Annotated in this window: 21 protein-coding genes and 2 tRNA genes; 18 read left to right on the plus strand and 5 right to left on the minus strand. The window is 36.7% G+C overall.

The genetic code is table 11. The annotated features are described in order from the left end of the window. Positions 1–101: 101 nt before the first annotated feature. Together BAU23_RS23115 and BAU23_RS23120 are read left to right on the plus strand one after the other, a co-directional pair. Positions 102–764 carry a type 1 glutamine amidotransferase domain-containing protein gene (locus BAU23_RS23115; RefSeq protein WP_071735215.1) on the plus strand — a complete coding sequence of 221 codons (663 nt, stop codon included), beginning with the start codon at positions 102–104 and terminating at the stop codon, positions 762–764. Positions 765–927: 163 nt separating this feature from the next. After that, the gene (locus BAU23_RS23120; protein ID WP_001233015.1) at positions 928–1,566 is read left to right on the plus strand and encodes a TetR/AcrR family transcriptional regulator; all 639 of its coding nucleotides are present in this window, start codon (positions 928–930) and stop codon (positions 1,564–1,566) included. 48 nt (positions 1,567–1,614) lie between these two features. On the opposite strand, the gene BAU23_RS23125 is transcribed toward BAU23_RS23120, so the two are convergent. After that, a complete protein-coding gene (locus tag BAU23_RS23125; protein WP_000728497.1) occupies positions 1,615–2,298 on the minus strand; it encodes a type 1 glutamine amidotransferase domain-containing protein in 684 nt (227 codons plus the stop codon). A 379-nt stretch (positions 2,299–2,677) separates the two neighbouring features. Here BAU23_RS23125 and BAU23_RS23130 point away from each other — a divergent pair, with 379 nt between their 5' ends. From BAU23_RS23130 to BAU23_RS23165, 8 genes are all read left to right on the plus strand, one after another. After that, complete coding sequence (locus BAU23_RS23130) at positions 2,678–4,003, plus strand: MFS transporter (protein ID WP_071735216.1); 1,326 nt, start codon at positions 2,678–2,680, stop codon at positions 4,001–4,003. 336 nt (positions 4,004–4,339) lie between these two features. Next, positions 4,340–5,152 carry a glutamate racemase gene (gene racE, locus BAU23_RS23135; protein ID WP_002015338.1) on the plus strand — a complete coding sequence of 271 codons (813 nt, stop codon included), beginning with the start codon at positions 4,340–4,342 and terminating at the stop codon, positions 5,150–5,152. 130 nt (positions 5,153–5,282) lie between these two features. After that, positions 5,283–6,332 carry a GerMN domain-containing protein gene (locus BAU23_RS23140; RefSeq protein ID WP_001126739.1) on the plus strand — a complete coding sequence of 350 codons (1,050 nt, stop codon included), beginning with the start codon at positions 5,283–5,285 and terminating at the stop codon, positions 6,330–6,332. A gap of 131 nt (positions 6,333–6,463) precedes the next feature. Then, positions 6,464–7,201 (plus strand): ribonuclease PH, encoded by a 738-nt coding sequence (gene rph, locus BAU23_RS23145; protein ID WP_001261778.1) that lies wholly within the window; start codon positions 6,464–6,466, stop codon positions 7,199–7,201. Positions 7,202–7,212: 11 nt separating this feature from the next. Then, positions 7,213–7,821 (plus strand): XTP/dITP diphosphatase, encoded by a 609-nt coding sequence (locus BAU23_RS23150; protein ID WP_000815921.1) that lies wholly within the window; start codon positions 7,213–7,215, stop codon positions 7,819–7,821. 13 nt (positions 7,822–7,834) lie between these two features. Next, positions 7,835–8,338, plus strand: coding sequence for a metallophosphoesterase (locus BAU23_RS23155; RefSeq protein ID WP_000645490.1), 504 nt, complete (start codon positions 7,835–7,837; stop codon positions 8,336–8,338). A 108-nt stretch (positions 8,339–8,446) separates the two neighbouring features. Next, positions 8,447–8,520 (plus strand) — tRNA-Gly (locus BAU23_RS23160). A gap of 1 nt (position 8,521) precedes the next feature. Continuing rightward, a tRNA-Arg gene (locus BAU23_RS23165) sits at positions 8,522–8,595 on the plus strand. Positions 8,596–8,747: 152 nt separating this feature from the next. On the opposite strand, the gene BAU23_RS30325 is transcribed toward BAU23_RS23165, so the two are convergent. Continuing rightward, positions 8,748–8,930 carry a hypothetical protein gene (locus BAU23_RS30325; protein ID WP_071735218.1) on the minus strand — a complete coding sequence of 61 codons (183 nt, stop codon included), beginning with the start codon at positions 8,928–8,930 and terminating at the stop codon, positions 8,748–8,750. Between the two features lie 365 nt (positions 8,931–9,295). Here BAU23_RS30325 and BAU23_RS23180 point away from each other — a divergent pair, with 365 nt between their 5' ends. After that, the gene (locus tag BAU23_RS23180) at positions 9,296–9,496 is read left to right on the plus strand and encodes a hypothetical protein (RefSeq protein WP_000124357.1); all 201 of its coding nucleotides are present in this window, start codon (positions 9,296–9,298) and stop codon (positions 9,494–9,496) included. A 319-nt stretch (positions 9,497–9,815) separates the two neighbouring features. On the opposite strand, the gene BAU23_RS23185 is transcribed toward BAU23_RS23180, so the two are convergent. Beyond that, the gene (locus BAU23_RS23185) at positions 9,816–10,430 is read right to left on the minus strand and encodes a PH domain-containing protein (protein WP_000473869.1); all 615 of its coding nucleotides are present in this window, start codon (positions 10,428–10,430) and stop codon (positions 9,816–9,818) included. 316 nt (positions 10,431–10,746) lie between these two features. On the opposite strand from BAU23_RS23185, the gene BAU23_RS23190 reads away from it, so the two are divergent. The 7 genes from BAU23_RS23190 (at position 10,747) to ysxC (ending at position 20,185) form a co-directional block, all read left to right on the plus strand. Next, positions 10,747–10,995: a hypothetical protein gene (locus tag BAU23_RS23190; RefSeq protein ID WP_002094402.1), complete on the plus strand. Its 249-nt coding sequence runs from the start codon at positions 10,747–10,749 to the stop codon at positions 10,993–10,995. Positions 10,996–11,192: 197 nt separating this feature from the next. Further along, positions 11,193–12,191, plus strand: a complete 999-nt coding sequence (locus tag BAU23_RS23195) for a hypothetical protein (protein WP_000358260.1) — start codon at positions 11,193–11,195, stop codon at positions 12,189–12,191. A gap of 309 nt (positions 12,192–12,500) precedes the next feature. Beyond that, positions 12,501–13,778 (plus strand): trigger factor, encoded by a 1,278-nt coding sequence (gene tig, locus BAU23_RS23200; protein WP_000105212.1) that lies wholly within the window; start codon positions 12,501–12,503, stop codon positions 13,776–13,778. 263 nt (positions 13,779–14,041) lie between these two features. Beyond that, positions 14,042–15,301, plus strand: a complete 1,260-nt coding sequence (clpX, locus tag BAU23_RS23205; RefSeq protein ID WP_000472284.1) for an ATP-dependent protease ATP-binding subunit ClpX — start codon at positions 14,042–14,044, stop codon at positions 15,299–15,301. Positions 15,302–15,407: 106 nt separating this feature from the next. Continuing rightward, complete coding sequence (lonB, locus tag BAU23_RS23210; RefSeq protein WP_000119169.1) at positions 15,408–17,078, plus strand: ATP-dependent protease LonB; 1,671 nt, start codon at positions 15,408–15,410, stop codon at positions 17,076–17,078. A gap of 183 nt (positions 17,079–17,261) precedes the next feature. Continuing rightward, on the plus strand, positions 17,262–19,592 hold the full coding sequence (gene lon / locus BAU23_RS23215; protein ID WP_000097300.1) for an endopeptidase La: 2,331 nt from the start codon (positions 17,262–17,264) through the stop codon (positions 19,590–19,592). After that, the gene (gene ysxC / locus BAU23_RS23220) at positions 19,589–20,185 is read left to right on the plus strand and encodes a ribosome biogenesis GTP-binding protein YsxC (RefSeq protein WP_000869121.1); all 597 of its coding nucleotides are present in this window, start codon (positions 19,589–19,591) and stop codon (positions 20,183–20,185) included. The genes lon and ysxC overlap by 4 nt, the downstream gene beginning before the upstream one ends. A 34-nt stretch (positions 20,186–20,219) precedes the next feature. On the opposite strand, the gene BAU23_RS23225 is transcribed toward ysxC, so the two are convergent. Both BAU23_RS23225 and BAU23_RS23230 read right to left on the minus strand, forming a co-directional pair. Beyond that, the gene (locus tag BAU23_RS23225) at positions 20,220–20,636 is read right to left on the minus strand and encodes an organic hydroperoxide resistance protein (RefSeq protein WP_000359786.1); all 417 of its coding nucleotides are present in this window, start codon (positions 20,634–20,636) and stop codon (positions 20,220–20,222) included. 2 nt (positions 20,637–20,638) lie between these two features. Further along, positions 20,639–21,091, minus strand: coding sequence for a MarR family winged helix-turn-helix transcriptional regulator (locus BAU23_RS23230; protein WP_000138542.1), 453 nt, complete (start codon positions 21,089–21,091; stop codon positions 20,639–20,641). Between the last annotated feature and the right edge of the window lie 14 nt (positions 21,092–21,105).

The following is a 21,105-nucleotide window of genomic DNA, read 5'->3' on the forward strand; positions in this document are numbered from 1 at the left end:
AGCCGACTTTTATATGAAGAGTCGGCTATTTTTCTGTTTGTTTCATGTGCTATATGAATGATAAGAATGTTTCATACATAAATAGGTAGTAAGGAGGGGATATGTTGAAAAGGATATTGTTAGTTTCAACAAGCGCTCATGATATGAATGGACACCCGACTGGTTTATGGCTTGAAGAGCTCGCAGCTCCGTATAATTTATTTAAAAAGGCTAAGTTCGATGTTGATCTTGTATCTATAGAAGGTGGAAGGGTACCTATTGATAGAGTGTCTATTCCGAATGGCATACCTCGTGAATTTAAGTATATCGCTTCTTTATTGCAAAATACGAAGCCGATTTCGAAGGCTCATTTTTTAGATTATGATGCAGTTTTATTTGGTGGTGGACACGGGGCTATTGTGGATTTTCCAGGTAATCCATATGTAGCGAATTTGATTGAGAACATGTACAACAATAACCGGATTGTAGCGGCTGTTTGTCACGGAGTAAGTTCTTTGGTCGGTGTGAAAAATAAAGATGGCTCGTTTTTTGTTGCGGGTAAGCGTATAACAGGTTATACAAATGATGAAGAAACAGCTGTGCATTTAGAAAATCGAGTTCCATTTTTGCTAGAAAGTAAGTTGAAAGAAGAAGGGGCATTATTTTATGTAGCACCTAATTTCACGCCACATGTAGTAGTAGATGGACATTTAATTACAGGGAAAAATCCGCAGTCTAGTATGGAAATAGGGAAAGCTATAAAAAGAGCTGTAAATAAATTATAGAAAAGGTGCCCGCTACTAACAAAGGTAGCGGGTACTTTTTATGTATAGCGTAGATTGAAATTGTAATAAACTAAAAAGACGTAATGAGTATAATAACTTCATTTATAAACATTCATGAATTTGCTATACTATTTTGTATGAACAAAAGGGGAGGCTCTTTTAAATGAGAAAAGTAGCGTGTGCAAATACGTATATTAATAAAATAAAGCCCGTTATTCGAAAGACGAGTTTTAGCCAATTAAAAATAGATGAAATTGCGAAATATATGGATATTAGTAAAGCTACTTTATATAAACGTTTTTCTTCGAAAGATGAGATTATTGAGGCGGTAGTAGAGGATTTTATAAATTATCTTCTTGAAGGAGATGCGGATAATCAAGATGAAAGTATGTCGTTTACAGAACGTTTCCAAAAGACGTTTATCCATTCTTTAAAATGTGTGACGTATATTTCGGATGTCTTTTTACAAGATTTGAAAGAAGCGTATCCGCATTTGTCGGATCAATTAGTCGCTGCACAACAAAATCGCAATCATAATTTGCAAATGTTTTTTGAGTCGGGTATGGAACAAGGTTACTTTAATAAAATGAATGCGCAACTATTTATGGTGCAAGATGATGTGATGTTAAGACGCATTATAGATCATACTTTTTGTATTCAGTACGATATTACGTTAAAGCAAGCGATACTTGATTTCTACAATTTGAAGAAATACCAACTGTTTAAACCGGAATTTTTAGATGCAGTTGATGATTCTGAAATTGAAAAAGAAATTATAGCTAATTTACAAATGATTTCGTAAAAAAGCAGATTTCCTTTGCTAGAGGGAAATCTGCTTTTTTAGTACATATTATTTTTGCAACTGTTTTAATACTAATTCAGCTACTGGACCACCTGAAGCAGGGTTTTGACCAGTAATTACACGATTATCTTCTACAGCGTAAGCTTCCCAAGGTTGCGCAGCTTTTTCGTAAAGTCCCCCATATTTAACGAGTTCATCTTCTGTTAAAAATGGAACGAATTGATCTAATTCAGCTAGTTTCTCTTCTTCATTTGAGAATCCTGTTACTTTTTTATCGTTAATTAAACGATCCCCGTTACTTAATGTGATATGGAATAAACCAGCAGCTCCGTGACAAACAGAGGAAACAATTCCGCCATTTTCATAAATGTTGCGGCTAATATTTTGAAGTTCTTTGTTTTCTGGGAAGTCCCAAATAACTCCGTGACCACCCGCGTAATAAATAACAGCGTAGTCTTCTTGATTCACTTCACTCGGTTTCATGGTAGAACCGAGGCGATTCATAAATTCTTTCTTTTGATACCATTCCCAATCGATGCTCTCCGCCATCGCTAAACTATGCGGATCAATCGGTGTATAGCCGCCTTGTGGACTGACATAATCTACTTCGTAACCAGCTTCTTCTACTTTTTTAACGAAATGGACAGCTTCACCAAGCCAAAGCCCGGTAGCTCTATTTAAATTTGGGTATTTTTCTATGCTCGTTAATACAACTAACATTTTTTTCTTCATCATAATCCTCCTGTAGTGTTTCTTCTATATAAAAGTTCTTTATTTACTTAGTTTTATTAAGTTAGAAATTGTAAATTTGAATAACCATGTCAGTCCCCCTTATACCGGATTCGAAATTAGTGTATAACAATTTTTGAACAAAGTAAACTAAAAAAGCTAAATTAGTTTACTTTGTATATTTTTCGTTGACAAACTGTAATGCTGAAACTATGATAGTTCCATGAATATCGAACAACATACATGTTTCGTTTCGAATTCAGTTTGTCGCGCGATAAATTATCATCTTTTATACATTTGATGAAGTTGTTTAGTAGTGATAGAGGAACTAAACCACTTTATTTTTCATTTACAGTTACTACAATCAGAAGAGGTGTTACACATGGGGAAAGATATAAGTGACCATTCAAAATGGTTTGTTTTCACATTATGTTTTATCGTTTTATTAGGACCTATGAATGCGGTTTTATTTAATGTAGCGTTAGAGGGTATTGCTAATGATTTATCAATTAGTCAATCGAAAGTTAGTTGGGTTGTAGTAGGGTATTCTTTAGTTGTCGGTATTGGTTCGATGGTATATGGGAAACTAGCGGATCGTTACAGTGTAAAAAAACTATTAATTATCTCAATAATCATATTTGTAGTTGGGTCCATTATTGGATTTGTAAATCAATCTTATGCGATTGTCATTTTCGCAAGATTAGTGCAGGCGAGCGGAGGAGCTGCATTTATTGCGCTTAGTATGATTGCAGTGGCGAAATTAGTTGCTCCTGCTAAGAAGCCTGGTGCATTAGCGATGATTAGTTCTTCTATTGCATTAGCAATAGGTATTGGTCCTTTAGTTGGCGGGGCTATTACAAATACATTAGGGTGGCCATATTTATTTTTATTTATGGTTATTTCAGTAGTTGGGATTTTCTTGCTTATAAAATTTATGCCAGAAGAAGCGCAGCATACGGATGAAGCGTTTCATTTTGATTACATTGGAGCGGCTTTATTATTTGCATTCATTACAACTGTTTTATTAGGTGTCAATATTAATAGTTGGCTATTTGTGTTATCGGTAGCTTTCTTATTTTTATTCACGGTTCGTATGAAGAACGCGGAGCATCCATTTATTGATATTGAGTTATTTTCAAACAAACCATTTCTTCGTTTAATAGCGGTCGGGTTTATAATTAATGTGGCGTTATGTGCTAGTCTATTATTATTGCCATTACTGTTAGGAAGAGTGCACGGATTGTCGCCATTCGTTATCGGAATTGCATTGTTTGTTGCATCACTCTTTGGTATTGTATCTAGTTTTATTACGGGAAAGATTGTCCCTTCGTTTGGGAATGTAAGAATGATTTATGTAGCGTCTGTAGTTATGATCGTTGGCTTTTTAATTTTAGGGCTTATTCCGAACGGGAACTTAATCATTATTTTAGTGGCGGTTATTTTAACATTTATGAGTTATTCAGCTATTCAAGTATCATTAAACACATTTATACCGAAAACATTACATCCAGCTAAAGTTGGAGTCGGTCTTGGTTTATATAATTTAATTAACTTTTTCGGTATGGCATTTGGACCAGCTGTAGCGAGCAAGGTTATGGAATCTACAAATAGTTATCGTTTGAATTTTATTTTAATCATCATTTTAATTTCTGCTCATTTCTTCTTATTAATAGGAATGTCTTCTTTCCAAAAAAAGATGGAGCAATAAAGTGAAACTTTAATTAGTGGGGGGCATCCCCCACTAATTATTAGCCCACACCAATCGGGCTTTTATGGACAGCCCGATCCCCCACCTAACTTCTTTGCTTTCGCTGAATTTTGAGGTGGGGGTCTTACTGTCCGGTAAATAGCGGGGTAGATACGCACTTTATATAGAAGGTCGGTTATTTTTCTGTCTTGCAAATTATGAAAAAAAGGAGCAAAATAAAAAAGGTCCTAGTCTATACAGGTACAAATGAAAATTTTCATACAGAAGCAGTTTAAGTGAGCGAACTTAAAGTGTGTAAAATATAATGATAAAATAAGATGATGAATGAGAAAACGGGTGATTAAGTTGAATAGAGCGATCGGTGTTATTGATTCAGGAGTGGGCGGTTTAACAGTAGCGAAGGAATTAATTCGTCAGTTGCCGAAAGAGCGTATTATATATTTAGGGGATACAGCACGTTGCCCTTATGGTCCGCGTTCTCGTGAAGAAGTGCGTCAATTTACGTGGGAAATGACGGAGCATTTATTAGATTTAAATATCAAAATGTTAGTGATTGCGTGTAATACAGCAACTGCGGTTGTGTTGGAAGAAATGCAGAAACAGTTGCCAATTCCGGTAGTTGGAGTTATTCATCCAGGATCACGTACAGCTTTAAAAGTGACGAATACGTATCATGTTGGGATTATTGGAACGATTGGAACAGTAAAAAGTGGTGCCTATGAAGAGGCGCTAAAATCTATTAATAACCGTGTTATGGTAGAAAGTTTAGCGTGCCCACCATTCGTTGAGCTTGTAGAGAGTGGGAATTTCGAAAGTGAAATGGCGTATGAAGTTGTAAGAGAAACATTGCAACCGTTGAAAAGTACTGACATTGATACACTTATTTTAGGGTGTACACATTATCCGATTTTAGGTCCTGTTATAAAAAAGGTAATGGGAGATCAAGTGCAATTAATTAGTTCGGGTGATGAAACAGCGCGTGAAGTAAGTACAATTTTATACCATAGTAAAATGTTGAATGAGGGAGAGGAACAAAGTGATCACCTCTTCTTAACGACTGGTAAAATAGGTCTGTTTAAAGAAATTGCATCAAAGTGGTTCGGTCAGCCGATTGAAAATGTGAAGCATATTAATTTAGAAACAGAATAATAGTAGATTCATATAAGAGAACTCCTGAGAAATCAGGGGTTTTTTCTGTGTAAGTAGCTATAGCTTGTTCTAAAATATGAAACAGCTCGTATACATAATAGTACAAACTTAGATTTTAGGGGGGAATGGCATGCCTAAATCCACTTTTAAATGGGTTGTTGGTGCTACTGTGAGTGCGATTTTATTATCAGGGTGTGGCTTATTAAATCAAGAGAAAGCAACAGAACAAATTGATCCACCGAAAAAAGTTACGTATACAGAAGGTGAAAAGAAAGAAACAGCTAAAAAAGATAAACAAGGGCAAACAGTAAATAGAGAGTTATACCTCGTTGATAAAAATGGATATGTCGTACCGCAAACTATTGCAATGCCTACTCCGAAAGCGAATGAAGTTGTAAAGCAAACGTTAGAGTATCTTGTGAAAGATGGACCAGTAACAAATTTATTGCCAAATGGATTTCGAGCAGTCCTTCCAGCGAATACGACGATGACCTTGGATTTGAAAAAAGGTGGGACAGCAGTAATTGATTTCTCTAAAGAAATGAAAAATTATTCAAAAGAAGAAGAGCGTCAAATTGTTGAATCAGTAGCGTGGACTTTGACTCAATTTACAGAAATAAAACAAGTGCAGTTCCAAATAAATGGTGAAAAGCTAGCGAAGATGCCTGTTGCGGGTACACCGCTTGGTGAAGGTGTAAGTCGTGCGAATGGAATTAACTTTGATGATGAACAAGTAGCAGATGTAACGCATACAAAACCGGTTACACTTTACTTTATGGCGCAAAATAATAATAAGCAGCAATATTACGTACCGGTAACAAGACGTGTTGCAGAAGGAAAAGAAAATGATTACGCGGCAATTGTGGATGAGCTTGTAAAAGGTCCGATTCAAGGGTCGCTATTAAATGATTTTAATCCAGGAGCTAAGCTTATTACGAACCCGAAACTGGAGAACGGAAATATTACATTAAACTTTAATGAAAATATATTTGCGAACCAAGACAAGAGTGTAATTTCAAATTACGTATTGAAGTCGTTAGTCTTATCTTTAACAGAAAAACAAGGTGTGAAAAATGTTTCTATTGAAGTGAATGGGAAAGCGAATTTGATGGATGAGAAAGGTGAAAAGTTAACAAAACCTGTTAATCGTCCACAAAACGTGAATACAGGTAGTTTTTAATCGCGAATAATTTGATATACTTATGTAAGAAAGGGGAATTGCTTTTTGAGTTCCCCTTCTTTTATTGTTATACATATCGTACATTTAAATTTGGCTATACTAATGAGAGTAGTTATGAGGAGGTTATTTTTATGCGAGTAGATGGTAGAGGACAAGCAGAGCTACGCCATATACATATTCATACAAATTATTTAAAACATCCAGAGGGATCGGTACTAATTGAAGTCGGGGATACAAAGGTGATTTGTTCAGCGACAATTGAAGAGCGTGTACCGCCGTTTATGCGTGGAGAAGGAAAAGGCTGGGTAACGGCAGAATACTCAATGATTCCACGTGCGACAGAGCAACGTACAATCAGGGAGTCAAGTAAAGGGAAAGTAACAGGGCGTACAATGGAAATCCAGCGTTTAATTGGACGAGCATTACGTGCGGTTGTTGATTTAGAAGCGCTTGGCGAAAGAACGGTTTGGATTGACTGTGATGTAATTCAAGCGGATGGCGGAACGAGAACAGCTTCAATTACAGGTGCCTATGTAGCAATGGTATTAGCTTTTGAAAAGTTATTGCAAGCAGACAAAGTATCTAAAATTCCTGTAAAAGATTATTTAGCGGCAACGTCAGTAGGTGTTGTTGAAGAACAAGGTGTCGTTTTAGATTTAAATTATGCCGAAGATTCTAAAGCAGACGTTGATATGAACGTTATTATGACTGGAAAAGGTCAGTTTGTTGAAGTACAAGGAACTGGAGAAGAAGCGACGTTTAGCAGAGCAGAATTAAATGAACTACTTGATGCTGCGGAACAAGGGATCTTCCAACTTGTTGAAAAGCAAAAAGAAGCGTTAGGTGACATCGTATCTCATATAGAGTAGAGGTGGAAAATATGAAGCAAGTTGTTGTAGCGACGAAAAATCTTGGGAAAGTACGTGAGTTTGCTGAGTTATTTGAGAGATTTGACTTAGAAGTGAAATCTTTACACGATTTTCCTCATATTGAAGAAGTCGAAGAAACTGGTGAAACATTTGAAGAAAACGCAATTTTGAAAGCGGACAGTCTTAGTAGACAGTTGAATTCCATCGTAATTGCGGATGACTCTGGTCTTATTGTAGATGCCTTAAACGGGAAACCAGGTGTATATTCAGCTCGTTTTGCTGGAGAGCCGAAAGATGACCAAGCGAATATCGATAAAGTGTTGCAAGAGTTAACTGACATCGATTTAGAAAAACGTACAGCTCGTTTTTACTGTGCGCTAGCGGTTGCTTTCCCTGAAGCAGATAAAGAACCTGTTATTGTAAACGGAACGTGTGAAGGAAAAATCTTAGAACAGCGCCGCGGGGAAAATGGTTTTGGATACGATCCGATTTTTTATGTGGAAAAATATAAAAAAGCAATGGCTGAGTTAAGCTCAGATGAGAAAAATGCCATTAGCCACCGCGGACGCGCTCTTCGTAAATTAGAAGAGAAAATCCCAGAATGGTTTTTAGAAGAATAAGGGAGAGAAATTGATGAAAGCTTTAATCGTAAGCGATAGTCATAGCTCTGTGAAGGAATTACAGCAGTTAAAAGAGAAATATGAAGGGAAAGTAGATATCATGATTCATTGTGGTGATTCAGAGCTAACGCCTGCTCACGAAGAGCTACAAGGTTTTCATGTTGTAAAAGGGAATTGTGATTATGCTAACTTTCAAGATGAAATTGTAACTGATGTAGATGGAATTCGTTTCTTAGTTGTACACGGTCATCGTCATAATGTGAAAATGACGTTACAAACGTTAGCGTATCATGCAGAAGAAGTGGGAGCACAAGTAGCGTGCTTTGGACATTCTCATGTATTAGGGGCAGAATTACTTGATGGGATTTTATTTATTAATCCAGGAAGTATTTTGCTCCCGCGCTCTCGTGTGGAAAAGACATTCGCTTTATTAGAAATGGATGAAAATCATATAGAAGTCCGTTTTGAAACATTAGACGGACAGCTAGTTGAACAAGCAGTTTTTAAAAGAGGATAATAAAAATTATCCTCTTTTAAAAAAGTGTTGACTTTATAAGTAGTTATGAATATAATAAATATTGTCGATAGGGCAACGTCGCTAACGAAGAAAAATAAAATAATATATGCGGGTGTAGTTTAGTGGTAAAACAAGAGCCTTCCAAGCTCTGGTCGAGAGTTCGATTCTCTTCACCCGCTCCATGTCCCAGTAGCTCAGCCGGATAGAGCATACGCCTTCTAAGCGTACGGTCGGGAGTTCGAATCTCTCCTGGGACGCTAAAAAAACCTTGTTATCTTTTGATGACAAGGTTTTTTGTTTATCTAAAAATTGATTTGTGTGTAAATGGTGTAAGATTATTATAATATAATATACGATAATAATTATATAGAAAAAATAAAAGCAAACTACATATCGTTGATTAAACGGCTTAGCCGACGATAGTTGTTATGAGATAAATAATGGAATACAATTGTGCGTCTTTATTTCGGTAGAATGCATCCGCCGTGCGAAATTTTTCCGCAGCTCTTTCTAGTTCGTTAGCTATTTTATCGAATTCTGTTAAAACAGTGAACATATCGACATATACGTTATCGGCAACGAAGACTCGCACGATGCGGACGATCAGAAGAAAGTACGATTAATGAACTTGGCGGATCGAACGTTGCACAATCAATCAAAGGATAGGATATCCCCTATAATGCGATATCCGAATTCAGCGTATACTTAGTAATCGTTTATAACGATACAAACAAAATGCAGCGGCAAGGAATCGCATCATTTAGCGTAACTGGCGTCAGATCATTCAAATCCAAAGAAAATAACGTTTCTAGTACGATTGTGCAGCCGTTATCGGAACTTATCCCCGGCAGTGTGTTACAATTAATAGAAGCGGAAAGCGAGGATCTCCAATTGACTGGACGTGTGATTGATTGGACAGTTTAAGAAGGTTGTATAAAAAAGGGAGATGGCGCAAATATGGCGAGATCAAAAGAAAATGATTTAACGGAGAAATTGGCAGAAGGTCAACAAAAATATGGTGACGGCAACTTTACAGTACAGAACATCGGTGATGAAACTAACCCGAATTGGACTGTCGTAAAAAATGTGAGGAAGGGATCGGCAGGTATTCGCGAAGAGGAAGATATATTAAGACTGCAATCAAAATATATAAAATAGTGCGGAAAGGTACGCCGAGATTCGCATTTTAAGACGATTATTTTTTATTCCGTGGATAAGGGGATTCATCTAAATACGTCAGAATTTTCGATAGGGAATCGATAGAACAAAAAGGCATTCAATATTGGTGTAGAACTACTATATAGCGTATAATATTTTTTAACAAAAATGGTCAATTGACCGCACAAATGAACGTTCAGTAAGCGATGAAAGAATCGTTTATATATCGGTAATTGACGGGTCGGGAGTTCGAATCTCTCCTGGGACGCTAAGAAAACCTTGTTATCTTTTGATAACAAGGTTTTTTGTTTGTTTTAAATTAGTTATTAATAAACTTTTCAAAGACAAAACCGTAATCTTTCACGTTATACTGTTTCTTCGTATCAACGAGCCAATTAAAAGCGATCTCGTTCATCTCTTTAAATTGTTCTGCTAAATTTACTTGTGCGTTTGAAATACGGCTGAAAGCATTAGATGCCATATCTAGACTTTTATGTGCATACTGCAGTGTAATGTCGTTGTCGTATGAAATTTCTTCTATTTTAAGTAGAGCCTTATATAAATCTTTTAATTCTTCAATATGTTTTTTATGAACATCAATTGAGTAATGCTCATCGCCCATTTGAAACTTAATTTCTACATCTAAATCAATCGTTCCCGCAGTTTCAAGTGCTACGTTTTTAATTTGATACTTACTATAGCTAAAGCGGCGCAGTGTACGTTTTTTACTTGTCGCACTTGTACCATCTAGGTGGATTAACCCTTTGTTTGTAAAGCAATATTCATCTGATTTTGATTTAATTAGAAAATAAATTTTCTCTCCATCTTCATGCATCACGTAATCATCAGCATCGACCTTATCGTAATCTTTCGGTGTGATGACAGAACCTACATCGCTTAAACCCAAAACATCAGCTGCCATTTTTTTGAACATATATAATCCCCCTTGTAAATTAAATTCTTAATTGTACAAAAATATATTAACATGATTTTAAACTTATTTTTGAAATCTTACAATTCTGTAAGGTAACTGTAAGGAAGTTCGATGGTAACAAATTACTAATCCTCTATAATGAAGGTAACAACGATAAAAGAAGGAGGAAGAAATGATGAAGGGATTAATCGTAACGGGCTTAACAGTTGCTTTTGGATTTGTAGCGTATGAGAAATTAACGTATGTAGTTGATGTTGTAAAACATTTAATCGCCTAGAAAAAACTACCATGAGAGGGAAAGGGAATGAGTGAATGAATGGAATGGTTATTTGGAATTATAGGTACTTGTAGTGTAGTATTATTGTTCTTTGTCCCGAGTGGTATACTTAGTTCGACAACGAGTTTGTTCTTCTTAAGTTTGTTTGCTTGTACGATGCTTATTATTATGTTTTTAATGAAGCGAAGTAAACCAATCTTCTACTTTAGCATGATTGTTATGGCAATTATTGTTCTCCAAATTATTACCCTTGTTATATACCCCACAATTATAAATGCTTTCCATTAATGATGAATCCTCTGCTTCTGTTGCTGAGGGTTTTTGTTTGTGGAAAATGAATTTCATTTAAAAGGTTGTTGATTTTTTAATATAAAAATTAAATATTCCTATATTTCAAACGAATGGTTTTGGAATGTTGTGTTCTCATTACGCATTTGATATATTTACTTTGAAGATAATTAAAATCTAGAAAAAGAGGCGAACGTATGGATAAAAAAGAAAATACGGTCGTATTGTTTCCGCAACTATCAGAACGCTATATTGATGAAGGTTTTTTAGCGTTGAAAGAGCGGAAATTCGAAGATGCATTGCGCTGCTTTGAAATATTACGTCAGTATAATGCGGAAACGGAACAAACAGAATTAGCTTCAGTTATTTGTTTGTTAGAATTAAAGCATATGGAAGAAGCGAAAGACAAATGTGAGCAGTTGCTTGAAACGGGAGCTGTATTATTTGGTGACATTCTTGAAACGTATGTGACGATTTTAGTTCAAACAAATGATTATGAAGGTGTTATTGAAATTGTCGAAAAGGTTTTGCAAACGAAAGACATAATGCCCGAGCAAAAGGAAAAATTAGCGCAGCTCGCTTTATTTGCAGAAGGTATGCTAAATGAGGAAGACGCGTCGCTAGTTGATTCGAATTTTGAATTAGACGAGTTTACTAATGAACTTTTTGGAGAAAACTTTGGTCAAAAGCTAAGAGTGATCCAGAAACTTTCATTAAAAGACCTGGATCTCGCACTTCCTGCTCTAAAGAAATTTTTAATAGAGGAAAAGCAACACCCTTATTTAAAAACTTCTATTTTGTATAAAATGGTAGAAAATCAAATAGAAGAAGAGATAGAAGTAGAGAAGTTTGGAAATACGATAAAAGTGATACCAGCATTTACAGGTCATAATGAGGAGCAATCCGATAAAATCATACATAAATTATCAAGCCAATTAGAACAAAATTATCCGGATATATTTAGTGCGATGGTCACTTACTGGAAAGAATTACAAATTAGCATTTTCCCATTCCCTCTATTAATGGATAAAGTAGAAATTTGGGCTGCCGTCTTAGAGAGAATTGGAAGAAAGCGTTTCGGATTGGCTATTGATGAAGAAGAACTTATGACAGCATACAATATCGAGTTAGAGGAATTTCATATCGCCTATCAATGGTTACTACGCATTGAAAGAGAAGGATATTTGCCCGTATAATTATGAAAAAGAATCGTTCAGTTATTGAAACGAGCATATTCTATGTTATAATGTAAGGGTTGCAAAAGGCAGAAATCTGCCTGTTTGTAAGAGAAGAGGAGTATAATTCTCTTACTTAATATGTTTCATATTAGTCTCGAACAAAATATACCGTAGTTGTCTTTTAGACAATTAGTAGATTGGAACATTATATCTGAAAGCTTTTGCTAGAGGGTTATTTGTACATTTGTTATTTCAAAAAAGAGATAATGAATATTTTAATCTATAGAGGTATGTGCATACATTATTATAGTTGGAGGGAAAGAATAAATGTCTACAAAATGGGAAAAATTAGAAGGTAACGTTGGCGTTTTAACAATCGAAGTTGATGCTAAAGAAGTAAACAACTCTATCGACGCTGCGTTCAAAAAAGTAGTAAAAACAATTAACGTACCAGGTTTCCGTAAAGGGAAAATGCCTCGTCCGTTATTCGAACAACGCTTTGGTATCGAATCTTTATACCAAGATGCTTTAGATATCATCTTACCAAAAGCATACGGTGAAGCAATCGATGAAGCTGGTATCTTCCCAGTTGCTCATCCTGAAATCGACATCGAGAAGTTCGAAAAAAATGCTAACCTTATCTTCACTGCAAAAGTTACAGTGAAACCTGAAGTTAAATTAGGTGAGTACAAAGGTTTAGCAGTAGAAAAAGTTGAAACAACTGTAACTGACGAAGATGTAGAGAACGAAGTAAAAGCTTTACAAGAGCGTCAAGCTGAACTAGTTGTTAAAGAAGAAGGAACTATTGAAAATGGTGATACAGCTGTAATCGACTTCGAAGGTTTCGTTGATGGCGAAGCATTTGAAGGCGGAAAAGGCGAAAACTATTCTCTTGCAATCGGTTCTGGCACTTTCATCCCAGGTTTCGAAGAGCAAGTAATTGGTCTTAAATCTGGTGATTCTAAAGACGTTGAAGTTTCATTCCCAGAAGAGTACCATGCTGCTGAATTAGCTGGCAAACCAGCAACATTCAAAGTAACAATTCACGAAATCAAAACAAAAGAACTTCCTGAGTTAAACGACGAGTTCGCTAAAGATGCTGACGAAGAAGTTGCAACTCTTGATGAATTAAAAACAAAACTTCGTACAAACTTAGAAGAAGGCAAAAAGCACGAAGCTGAGCACAAAGTACGTGACGAAGTAGTAGAATTAGCTGCTGCTAACGCTGAAATCGACATTCCAGAAGCTATGATCGACACTGAGTTAGATCGTATGGTTCGTGAATTCGAGCAACGTTTAAGCCAACAAGGTATGAACCTTGAGCTTTACTACCAATTCACAGGTACTGATGCTGACAAGTTAAAAGAGCAAATGAAAGAAGACGCTCAAAAACGCGTAAGAATCAACCTTGTTCTTGAAGCTATCATTGAAGCTGAAAACATTGAAGTTACTGAAGAAGAAGTAACTGCAGAAGTTGAAAAAATGGCTGAAATGTACGGTATGCCAGTAGACGCTATCAAGCAAGCTCTTGGAAGCGTAGACGCTTTATCTGAAGACCTTAAAGTGCGTAAAGCTGTAGACTTCTTAGTAGACAACGCTGCATAATAAAATAACAAGGCGCGATTTTAATCGTGCCTTGTTTTATAAATATAGAAATATATTTATAAAACTTTTCGATGAAGAAGGAAAAGTTTCTTCATAAGTCGAATATACATATTTCAAAAGTTTTAAAATTTTTTATTTGTACATAACTAGTCATATTATTTGTATTTCTCGCCACGTAGTGACATAATATGTATTTACATACGATACATTTATCGTGTACATACGAAGGCAAGAGGTTAGCACTTTGTAAGGGGTGTGAAAATATGTTTAAATTTAATGATGAAAAAGGTCAATTAAAATGTTCTTTCTGTGGTAAAACACAAACGCAAGTTCGAAAGTTAGTTGCAGGTCCAGGTGTTTACATTTGTGACGAGTGTATCGAGCTTTGTACTGAAATTGTACAAGAGGAGCTTGCGAAGGACGAAGAAGTAGAATTCAAAGATGTACCGAAACCGGTAGAAATTCGTGAAATCTTAGATGAGTATGTCATCGGACAAGATAACGCGAAAAAAGCACTAGCGGTAGCGGTATATAACCATTACAAACGCATTAATTCTAACAGCAAAATTGATGATGTAGAATTAGCGAAGAGTAATATTTCACTTATTGGGCCAACAGGTAGTGGTAAAACATTATTGGCACAAACATTAGCGCGTATTTTAAATGTTCCATTTGCAATCGCGGACGCAACATCTTTAACTGAAGCTGGATACGTTGGGGAAGATGTAGAAAACATCTTACTAAAATTAATCCAAGCGGCTGATTACGATGTAGAAAAAGCGGAAAAAGGAATTATTTATATTGATGAGATTGATAAAGTGGCACGTAAGTCCGAAAATCCATCAATTACACGTGATGTATCTGGTGAAGGTGTACAGCAGGCACTTCTGAAAATTTTAGAAGGTACTGTAGCAAGCGTTCCACCTCAAGGTGGTCGTAAGCATCCGCATCAAGAGTTTATTCAAATTGATACAACGAACATCTTATTCATTTGTGGTGGAGCGTTTGATGGCATCGAGCCAATTATTAAACGTCGCCTTGGTGAAAAAGTAATTGGATTTGGTGCTGAGAAGAAAAATGCTGATGTAAATGAGAAGCATGTTTTATCTCACGTTTTACCAGAGGACCTTTTAAGATTCGGTTTAATTCCGGAGTTTATCGGTCGTCTTCCAGTTATTGCGAACCTAGAGCCGCTTGATGAAGATGCTCTTGTAGATATTTTAACTAAACCGAAAAATGCACTTGTTAAGCAATTCCAAAAATTATTGGAGCTTGACGATGTTGAGTTAGAGTTTGAAGAAGGTGCACTAGTTGAGATTGCGAAAAAAGCAATTGAACGTAAAACAGGTGCTCGTGGACTTCGTTCTATTATTGAAGGCTTAATGCTTGATGTAATGTTCGAACTTCCATCTCGCAAAGATATCGAGAAGTGTATTCTTACAAAAGAAACAGTAGCTGATAATGCACCGCCAAAATTGGTGTTACAAGACGGTACTGTACTTGATACAAAAACATCTGCATAATGCGAAGAAGAAACAGCAATTTTTATAATTGCTGTTTTTCTTTATGTTTAGCACTATTCCTCCCAGGAAATACTAAAAGATAAAACATAGCGGGAGGAAATGAATTATGAGCTGGACAAATATATTTTTACTTGTTCAACTTGTTTTTGGTGTAATTGTCGGGTTGTACTTTTGGCATTTACTTCGAAATCAGCGAACACAAAAAGTTTCAATTGATCGAGAATCGAAAAAAGAATTAGAGCAGCTTCGTAAAATGCGTGAGGTTTCTTTAACAGAGCCACTTGCGGAAAAGGTGCGTCCTACATCCTTTTTAGACATTGTGGGGCAAGAAGACGGGATTAAGTCGTTAAAAGCGGCTCTTTGTGGTCCTAATCCGCAACATGTAATTATATATGGTCCGCCAGGTGTCGGAAAGACAGCGGCAGCACGCCTTGTATTAGAAGAAGCGAAACGAAATCCAAAATCTCCATTCCGTACGAATGCAACATTTATCGAACTTGATGCGACGACAGCTAGGTTTGATGAACGTGGTATTGCAGATCCTTTAATTGGTTCAGTCCATGATCCAATTTATCAAGGAGCGGGTGCAATGGGGCAAGCGGGTATCCCGCAGCCGAAAAAAGGGGCTGTAACAGATGCACATGGAGGCATTTTGTTTATTGATGAGATTGGTGAATTACATCCGATTCAAATGAACAAAATGTTAAAGGTGTTAGAAGATCGGAAAGTATTTTTGGAAAGTGCGTACTATAGTGAAGAAAATTCGATGATTCCAACGTATATACACGATATCTTTCAAAAAGGTTTACCAGCCGATTTTCGCTTAGTTGGTGCAACGACGCGTTCGCCAGAGGAAATTCCTCCTGCAATTCGGTCGCGGTGTTTAGAAGTGTTCTTCCGGGAGTTAGAAACAGAAGAGATTCAAAAAGTAGCGAAGAATGCAGCTGACAAAGTGGAAATGCAAATAGGTAAGAACGGTATTGAAATGATTGGAATGTATGCAAGAAATGGACGGGAAGCGATTAATCTCGTACAAATTTCTGCTGGTATGGCGATAAATGAAGAACGTCCTTTCATTAAAGATGAAGATATTGAGTGGGTTGTTCATTCGAGCCAACTTACACCAAGGTACGAAAAGCGCATTTATCCAATTCCAAGGATTGGTCTTGTGAACGGGCTTGCTGTATATGGACCGAATACAGGCGCTTTATTAGAAATTGAGGTAACAGCTATTCCTGCGAAAGATAAAGGATCAGTAAATGTAACTGGTATTGTCGAAGAGGAAAGTATTGGGAGTCAAACGAAATCAATCCGCCGTAAAAGTATGGCGAAAGGTTCTGTTGATAACGTATTAACAGTACTCCGTTCTCTAGATGTACTTCCAGAAGGCTATGATATACATATTAACTTTCCGGGCGGTATCCCGATTGATGGTCCTTCGGCGGGGATTGCTATGGCAACGGGTGTTTATTCAGCGGTGCATCGTACATATGTGAATAATGAAGTAGCGATGACAGGTGAAATAAGTATCCACGGAGAAGTGAAGCCTATTGGTGGTGTGTACGCAAAAATAAAAGCTGCGAAAAAAGCAGGGGCTAAGAAAGTCATTATTCCGGCTGAAAACATGCAACCATTTTTGTATACAATAAAGGGAATTGAAATCATTCCTGTCCGCAAATTAAAAGAAGTATTTGAATTAACATTTATGCAGGAAAATATGCATCGTGAGATTGATGTACAGACTGCTTTGGACGAAACAGATGCACAATCAATGTAAGAATAAACGATAATAAAATTTGCCAGACTTCGTTTAAGTTTGTATGCTTAAGCGGAGTCTTTTTTCTTTTCATAAGGGAGAAAAAACAAGATATTAACAATTGCGGATAATCTCTGCAATTGCATCTAGATGTATTGTAATATAAAATAGTTGAACAGGAGTTTAATTTATTATGGAGGTGCTATGTCTAGTATGAATACGAACGAAAGAATTGTGCCCCTCCTACCATTAAGAGGCGTTCTCGTATATCCAACGATGGTTCTGCATCTTGATGTAGGACGTGATAAATCGATACAAGCACTAGAGCAGGCGGCAATGGATGAAAATATCATCTTTTTAGCAATGCAAAAAGAAATGAATATCGATGATCCGAAAGAAGATGACATATATAGTGTAGGTACAGTGGCGAAAGTGAAGCAGATGCTTAAATTGCCGAACGGTACGCTTCGTGTCCTTGTGGAAGGTTTACATAGAGCAGAAGTAGTAGAGTTTATCGAAGAAGAAAATGTAGTGCAAGTTTCTATTAAAACGGTAACTGATGAAGTAGAAGATGATTTAGAAGAGAAAGCTCTTATGCGTACGTTACTGGAGCATTTCGAACAATATATTAAAGTTTCGAAAAAAGTTTCAAATGAAACATTTGCAACGGTAGCTGATGTAGAAGAACCGGGAAGACTAGCTGATTTAATTGCTTCTCACTTGCCGATTAAAACGAAGCAGAAACAAGAGATTTTAGAGATTGTGTCTGTAAAAGAACGACTACATACACTTATTTCAATTATTCAAGATGAACAAGAGTTGCTTAGCCTAGAAAAGAAAATTGGACAAAAAGTGAAACGTTCAATGGAGCGCACACAAAAAGAATATTTCTTACGTGAGCAAATGAAGGCGATTCAAACAGAACTTGGTGATAAAGAAGGTAAGGGCGGGGAAGTTGAAGAACTTCGTGAGAAAATTGAACAGTCAGGAATGCCTGAAGAAACAATGAAGGCTGCGCTGAAAGAATTAGATCGTTATGAAAAGTTACCAGCAAGTTCTGCGGAGAGCGGTGTTATTCGCAATTATATTGACTGGTTATTAGCCCTTCCGTGGACAGAAGCGACAGAGGATATGATTGATCTTGTTCATTCTGAAGAGATTTTAAATAAAGATCATTACGGCCTTGAAAAAGTAAAAGAGCGAGTGCTTGAATATTTAGCTGTACAAAAATTGACTAACTCATTAAAAGGCCCTATTCTTTGTTTAGTAGGACCTCCTGGGGTCGGAAAAACTTCGTTAGCTCGTTCTATCGCAACATCATTGAATCGTAACTTTGTCCGTGTATCCCTTGGCGGTGTACGTGATGAGTCTGAAATTCGTGGTCACCGCCGTACGTATGTTGGAGCAATGCCAGGACGCATTATTCAAGGTATGAAAAAGGCGAAAACAGTTAATCCAGTCTTCTTATTAGATGAGATTGATAAAATGTCTAACGATTTCCGTGGAGATCCATCAGCAGCATTACTTGAAGTGTTAGATCCAGAACAAAACCATAACTTTAGTGATCATTACATTGAAGAGCCATATGATCTATCGAAAGTTATGTTTGTAGCAACTGCTAATACACTTTCAAGTATTCCAGGTCCGTTGCTTGACCGTATGGAAATTATTTCGATTGCTGGCTATACAGAACTTGAAAAGGTGCACATTGCTCGTGAACATTTACTGCCGAAACAATTAAAAGAGCATGGCTTACGAAAAGGTAATTTACAAGTACGTGATGAAGCGCTTCTTGAAATTATTCGTTATTATACACGTGAGGCTGGTGTTCGTACACTAGAGCGTCAAATTGCAAAAGTTTGTCGTAAAGCAGCAAAAATCATTGTTACAGCAGAACGCAAGCGCATTGTTGTAACGGAGAAAAATGTTGTTGATTTACTTGGTAAGCACATATTCCGTTACGGACAAGCTGAGAAGACAGACCAAGTTGGTATGGCGACTGGTTTAGCTTACACAGCAGCTGGTGGTGATACACTTGCTATTGAAGTGTCTGTAGCGCCAGGTAAAGGGAAATTAATTTTAACAGGGAAACTTGGGGATGTTATGAAAGAATCAGCACAAGCAGCGTTTAGCTATATTCGTTCTCGTGCAGAAGAGCTGCAGATCGATCCGAATTTCCATGAGAAAAATGATATTCATATTCATGTTCCAGAAGGAGCAGTTCCAAAAGATGGACCGTCAGCAGGTATTACGATGGCAACGGCACTTATTTCGGCACTAACAGGTATTCCTGTAAGTAAAGAAGTAGGTATGACAGGTGAAATTACACTTCGTGGTCGTGTATTACCAATTGGTGGTTTAAAAGAAAAAACATTAAGTGCTCACCGCGCAGGCTTAACAAAAATTATTTTGCCAGCAGAAAACGAGAAAGATTTAGATGATATTCCAGAGAGCGTAAAAGAAAACCTTACGTTTGTGCTTGCATCTCATTTAGACGAAGTATTGGAGCACGCATTAGTAGGAGTGAAACAATGAAAGTAACAAAAGCAGATATTGTAATTAGTGCGGTTAAACCAGAACAATATCCAGACAGTGATTTACCAGAAATTGCATTAGCAGGTCGTTCGAATGTCGGGAAGTCTTCCTTCATTAATAAAATTTTAAATCGTAAAAAGTTAGTACGTATTTCTTCTAAACCAGGAAAAACGCAAACGCTGAACTTTTTCTTAATCAATGAAATGATGCATTTTGTTGACGTTCCAGGTTATGGATATGCGAAAGTATCTAAAACGGAGCGCGCGGCATGGGGCAAGATGATTGAAACGTACTTTACAACACGTGAGCAATTAGACGCAGCTGTATTAGTAGTTGATTTACGTCACCAACCAACAAAAGATGACGTGATGATGTATGATTTCTTAAAGCATTATGAAATCCCAACAATTATTATTGCAACGAAAGCTGATAAAATTCCGAAAGGGAAATGGCAAAAGCATTTAAAAGTTGTAAAAGAAACGCTTGCTGTTGAAATTGGCGATGAAATCGTTCTATTCTCTTCTGAAACAGGACTTGGAAAAGAAGAGGCATGGAAAGCAATTCATAAAATGACAAAAACAAAAAACGCGTGACGAATGTCGCGCGTTTTTTTTATTTACTAAATTTTTAGCGTACGTTTAATGTTACTTCAATATTCCCTCGTGTTGCTTTAGAGTACGGACACACCCCGTGAGCAGCTTCTACAAGTTCTTGTGCTTCTGCATGAGAAACGCCAGCGACATGTACATCAAGTACAGCAGATAGACCGAAACCACCATCTGTATCTTTTCCGATAGAAACGTGAGCAGTTACTTCTGTACTTTCCACCTTCACACGTTTTGTACGAATGACAAGTTGTAATGCACTATCAAAGCAAGCTGCATAACCAGCAGCAAATAGTTGTTCTGGATTTGTTGCCTCTCCGCCTGCGCCACCTAGTGCTTTCGGCATTTTTACATCAAGATTTAATATGCCATCATTTGAAACTACCTTACCGTTTCTTCCACCTGTTGCTGTTACTGAAGCAGTATATAATTTATCCATGTTTATTCCCCTTTTCTATCATTTAGTGTTTTCATTGTTTCAATTAATTTATTTAATTGGATTAATAAAGAACGATATTCTTGCTCTGTAATTCCTAAATTTGTAGCCATCGTTGTCGGTAATGAACAAGCCTTTTCTTTTAAATCTTTACCTTGTTCTGTTAATTCAATACAAACTTTTCGCTCGTCTTCTTTTGAGCGAACACGTTTTACAAGTTTTAATGATTCCATTCGTTTTAACATAGGTGTTAACGTACCGGAATCTAAAAATAGACGTTCTCCAATTTCTTTCACTGTTAGTCCATCTTGCTCCCATAGTACGAGTAAAGTAATGTACTGGGGATACGTAATACCCATCTCTTCTAAATATGGTCGATAAAAGCGGGTAACTTCTTTAGAACAGGCGTAAATAGAAAAACAAAGTTGGTTATCTAGATGTAAAGAATTTTCTGTCATACATAACTCCCTCC

The organism is Bacillus nitratireducens, assembly GCF_001884135.1.
Taxonomy (GTDB): domain Bacteria; phylum Bacillota; class Bacilli; order Bacillales; family Bacillaceae_G; genus Bacillus_A; species Bacillus_A nitratireducens.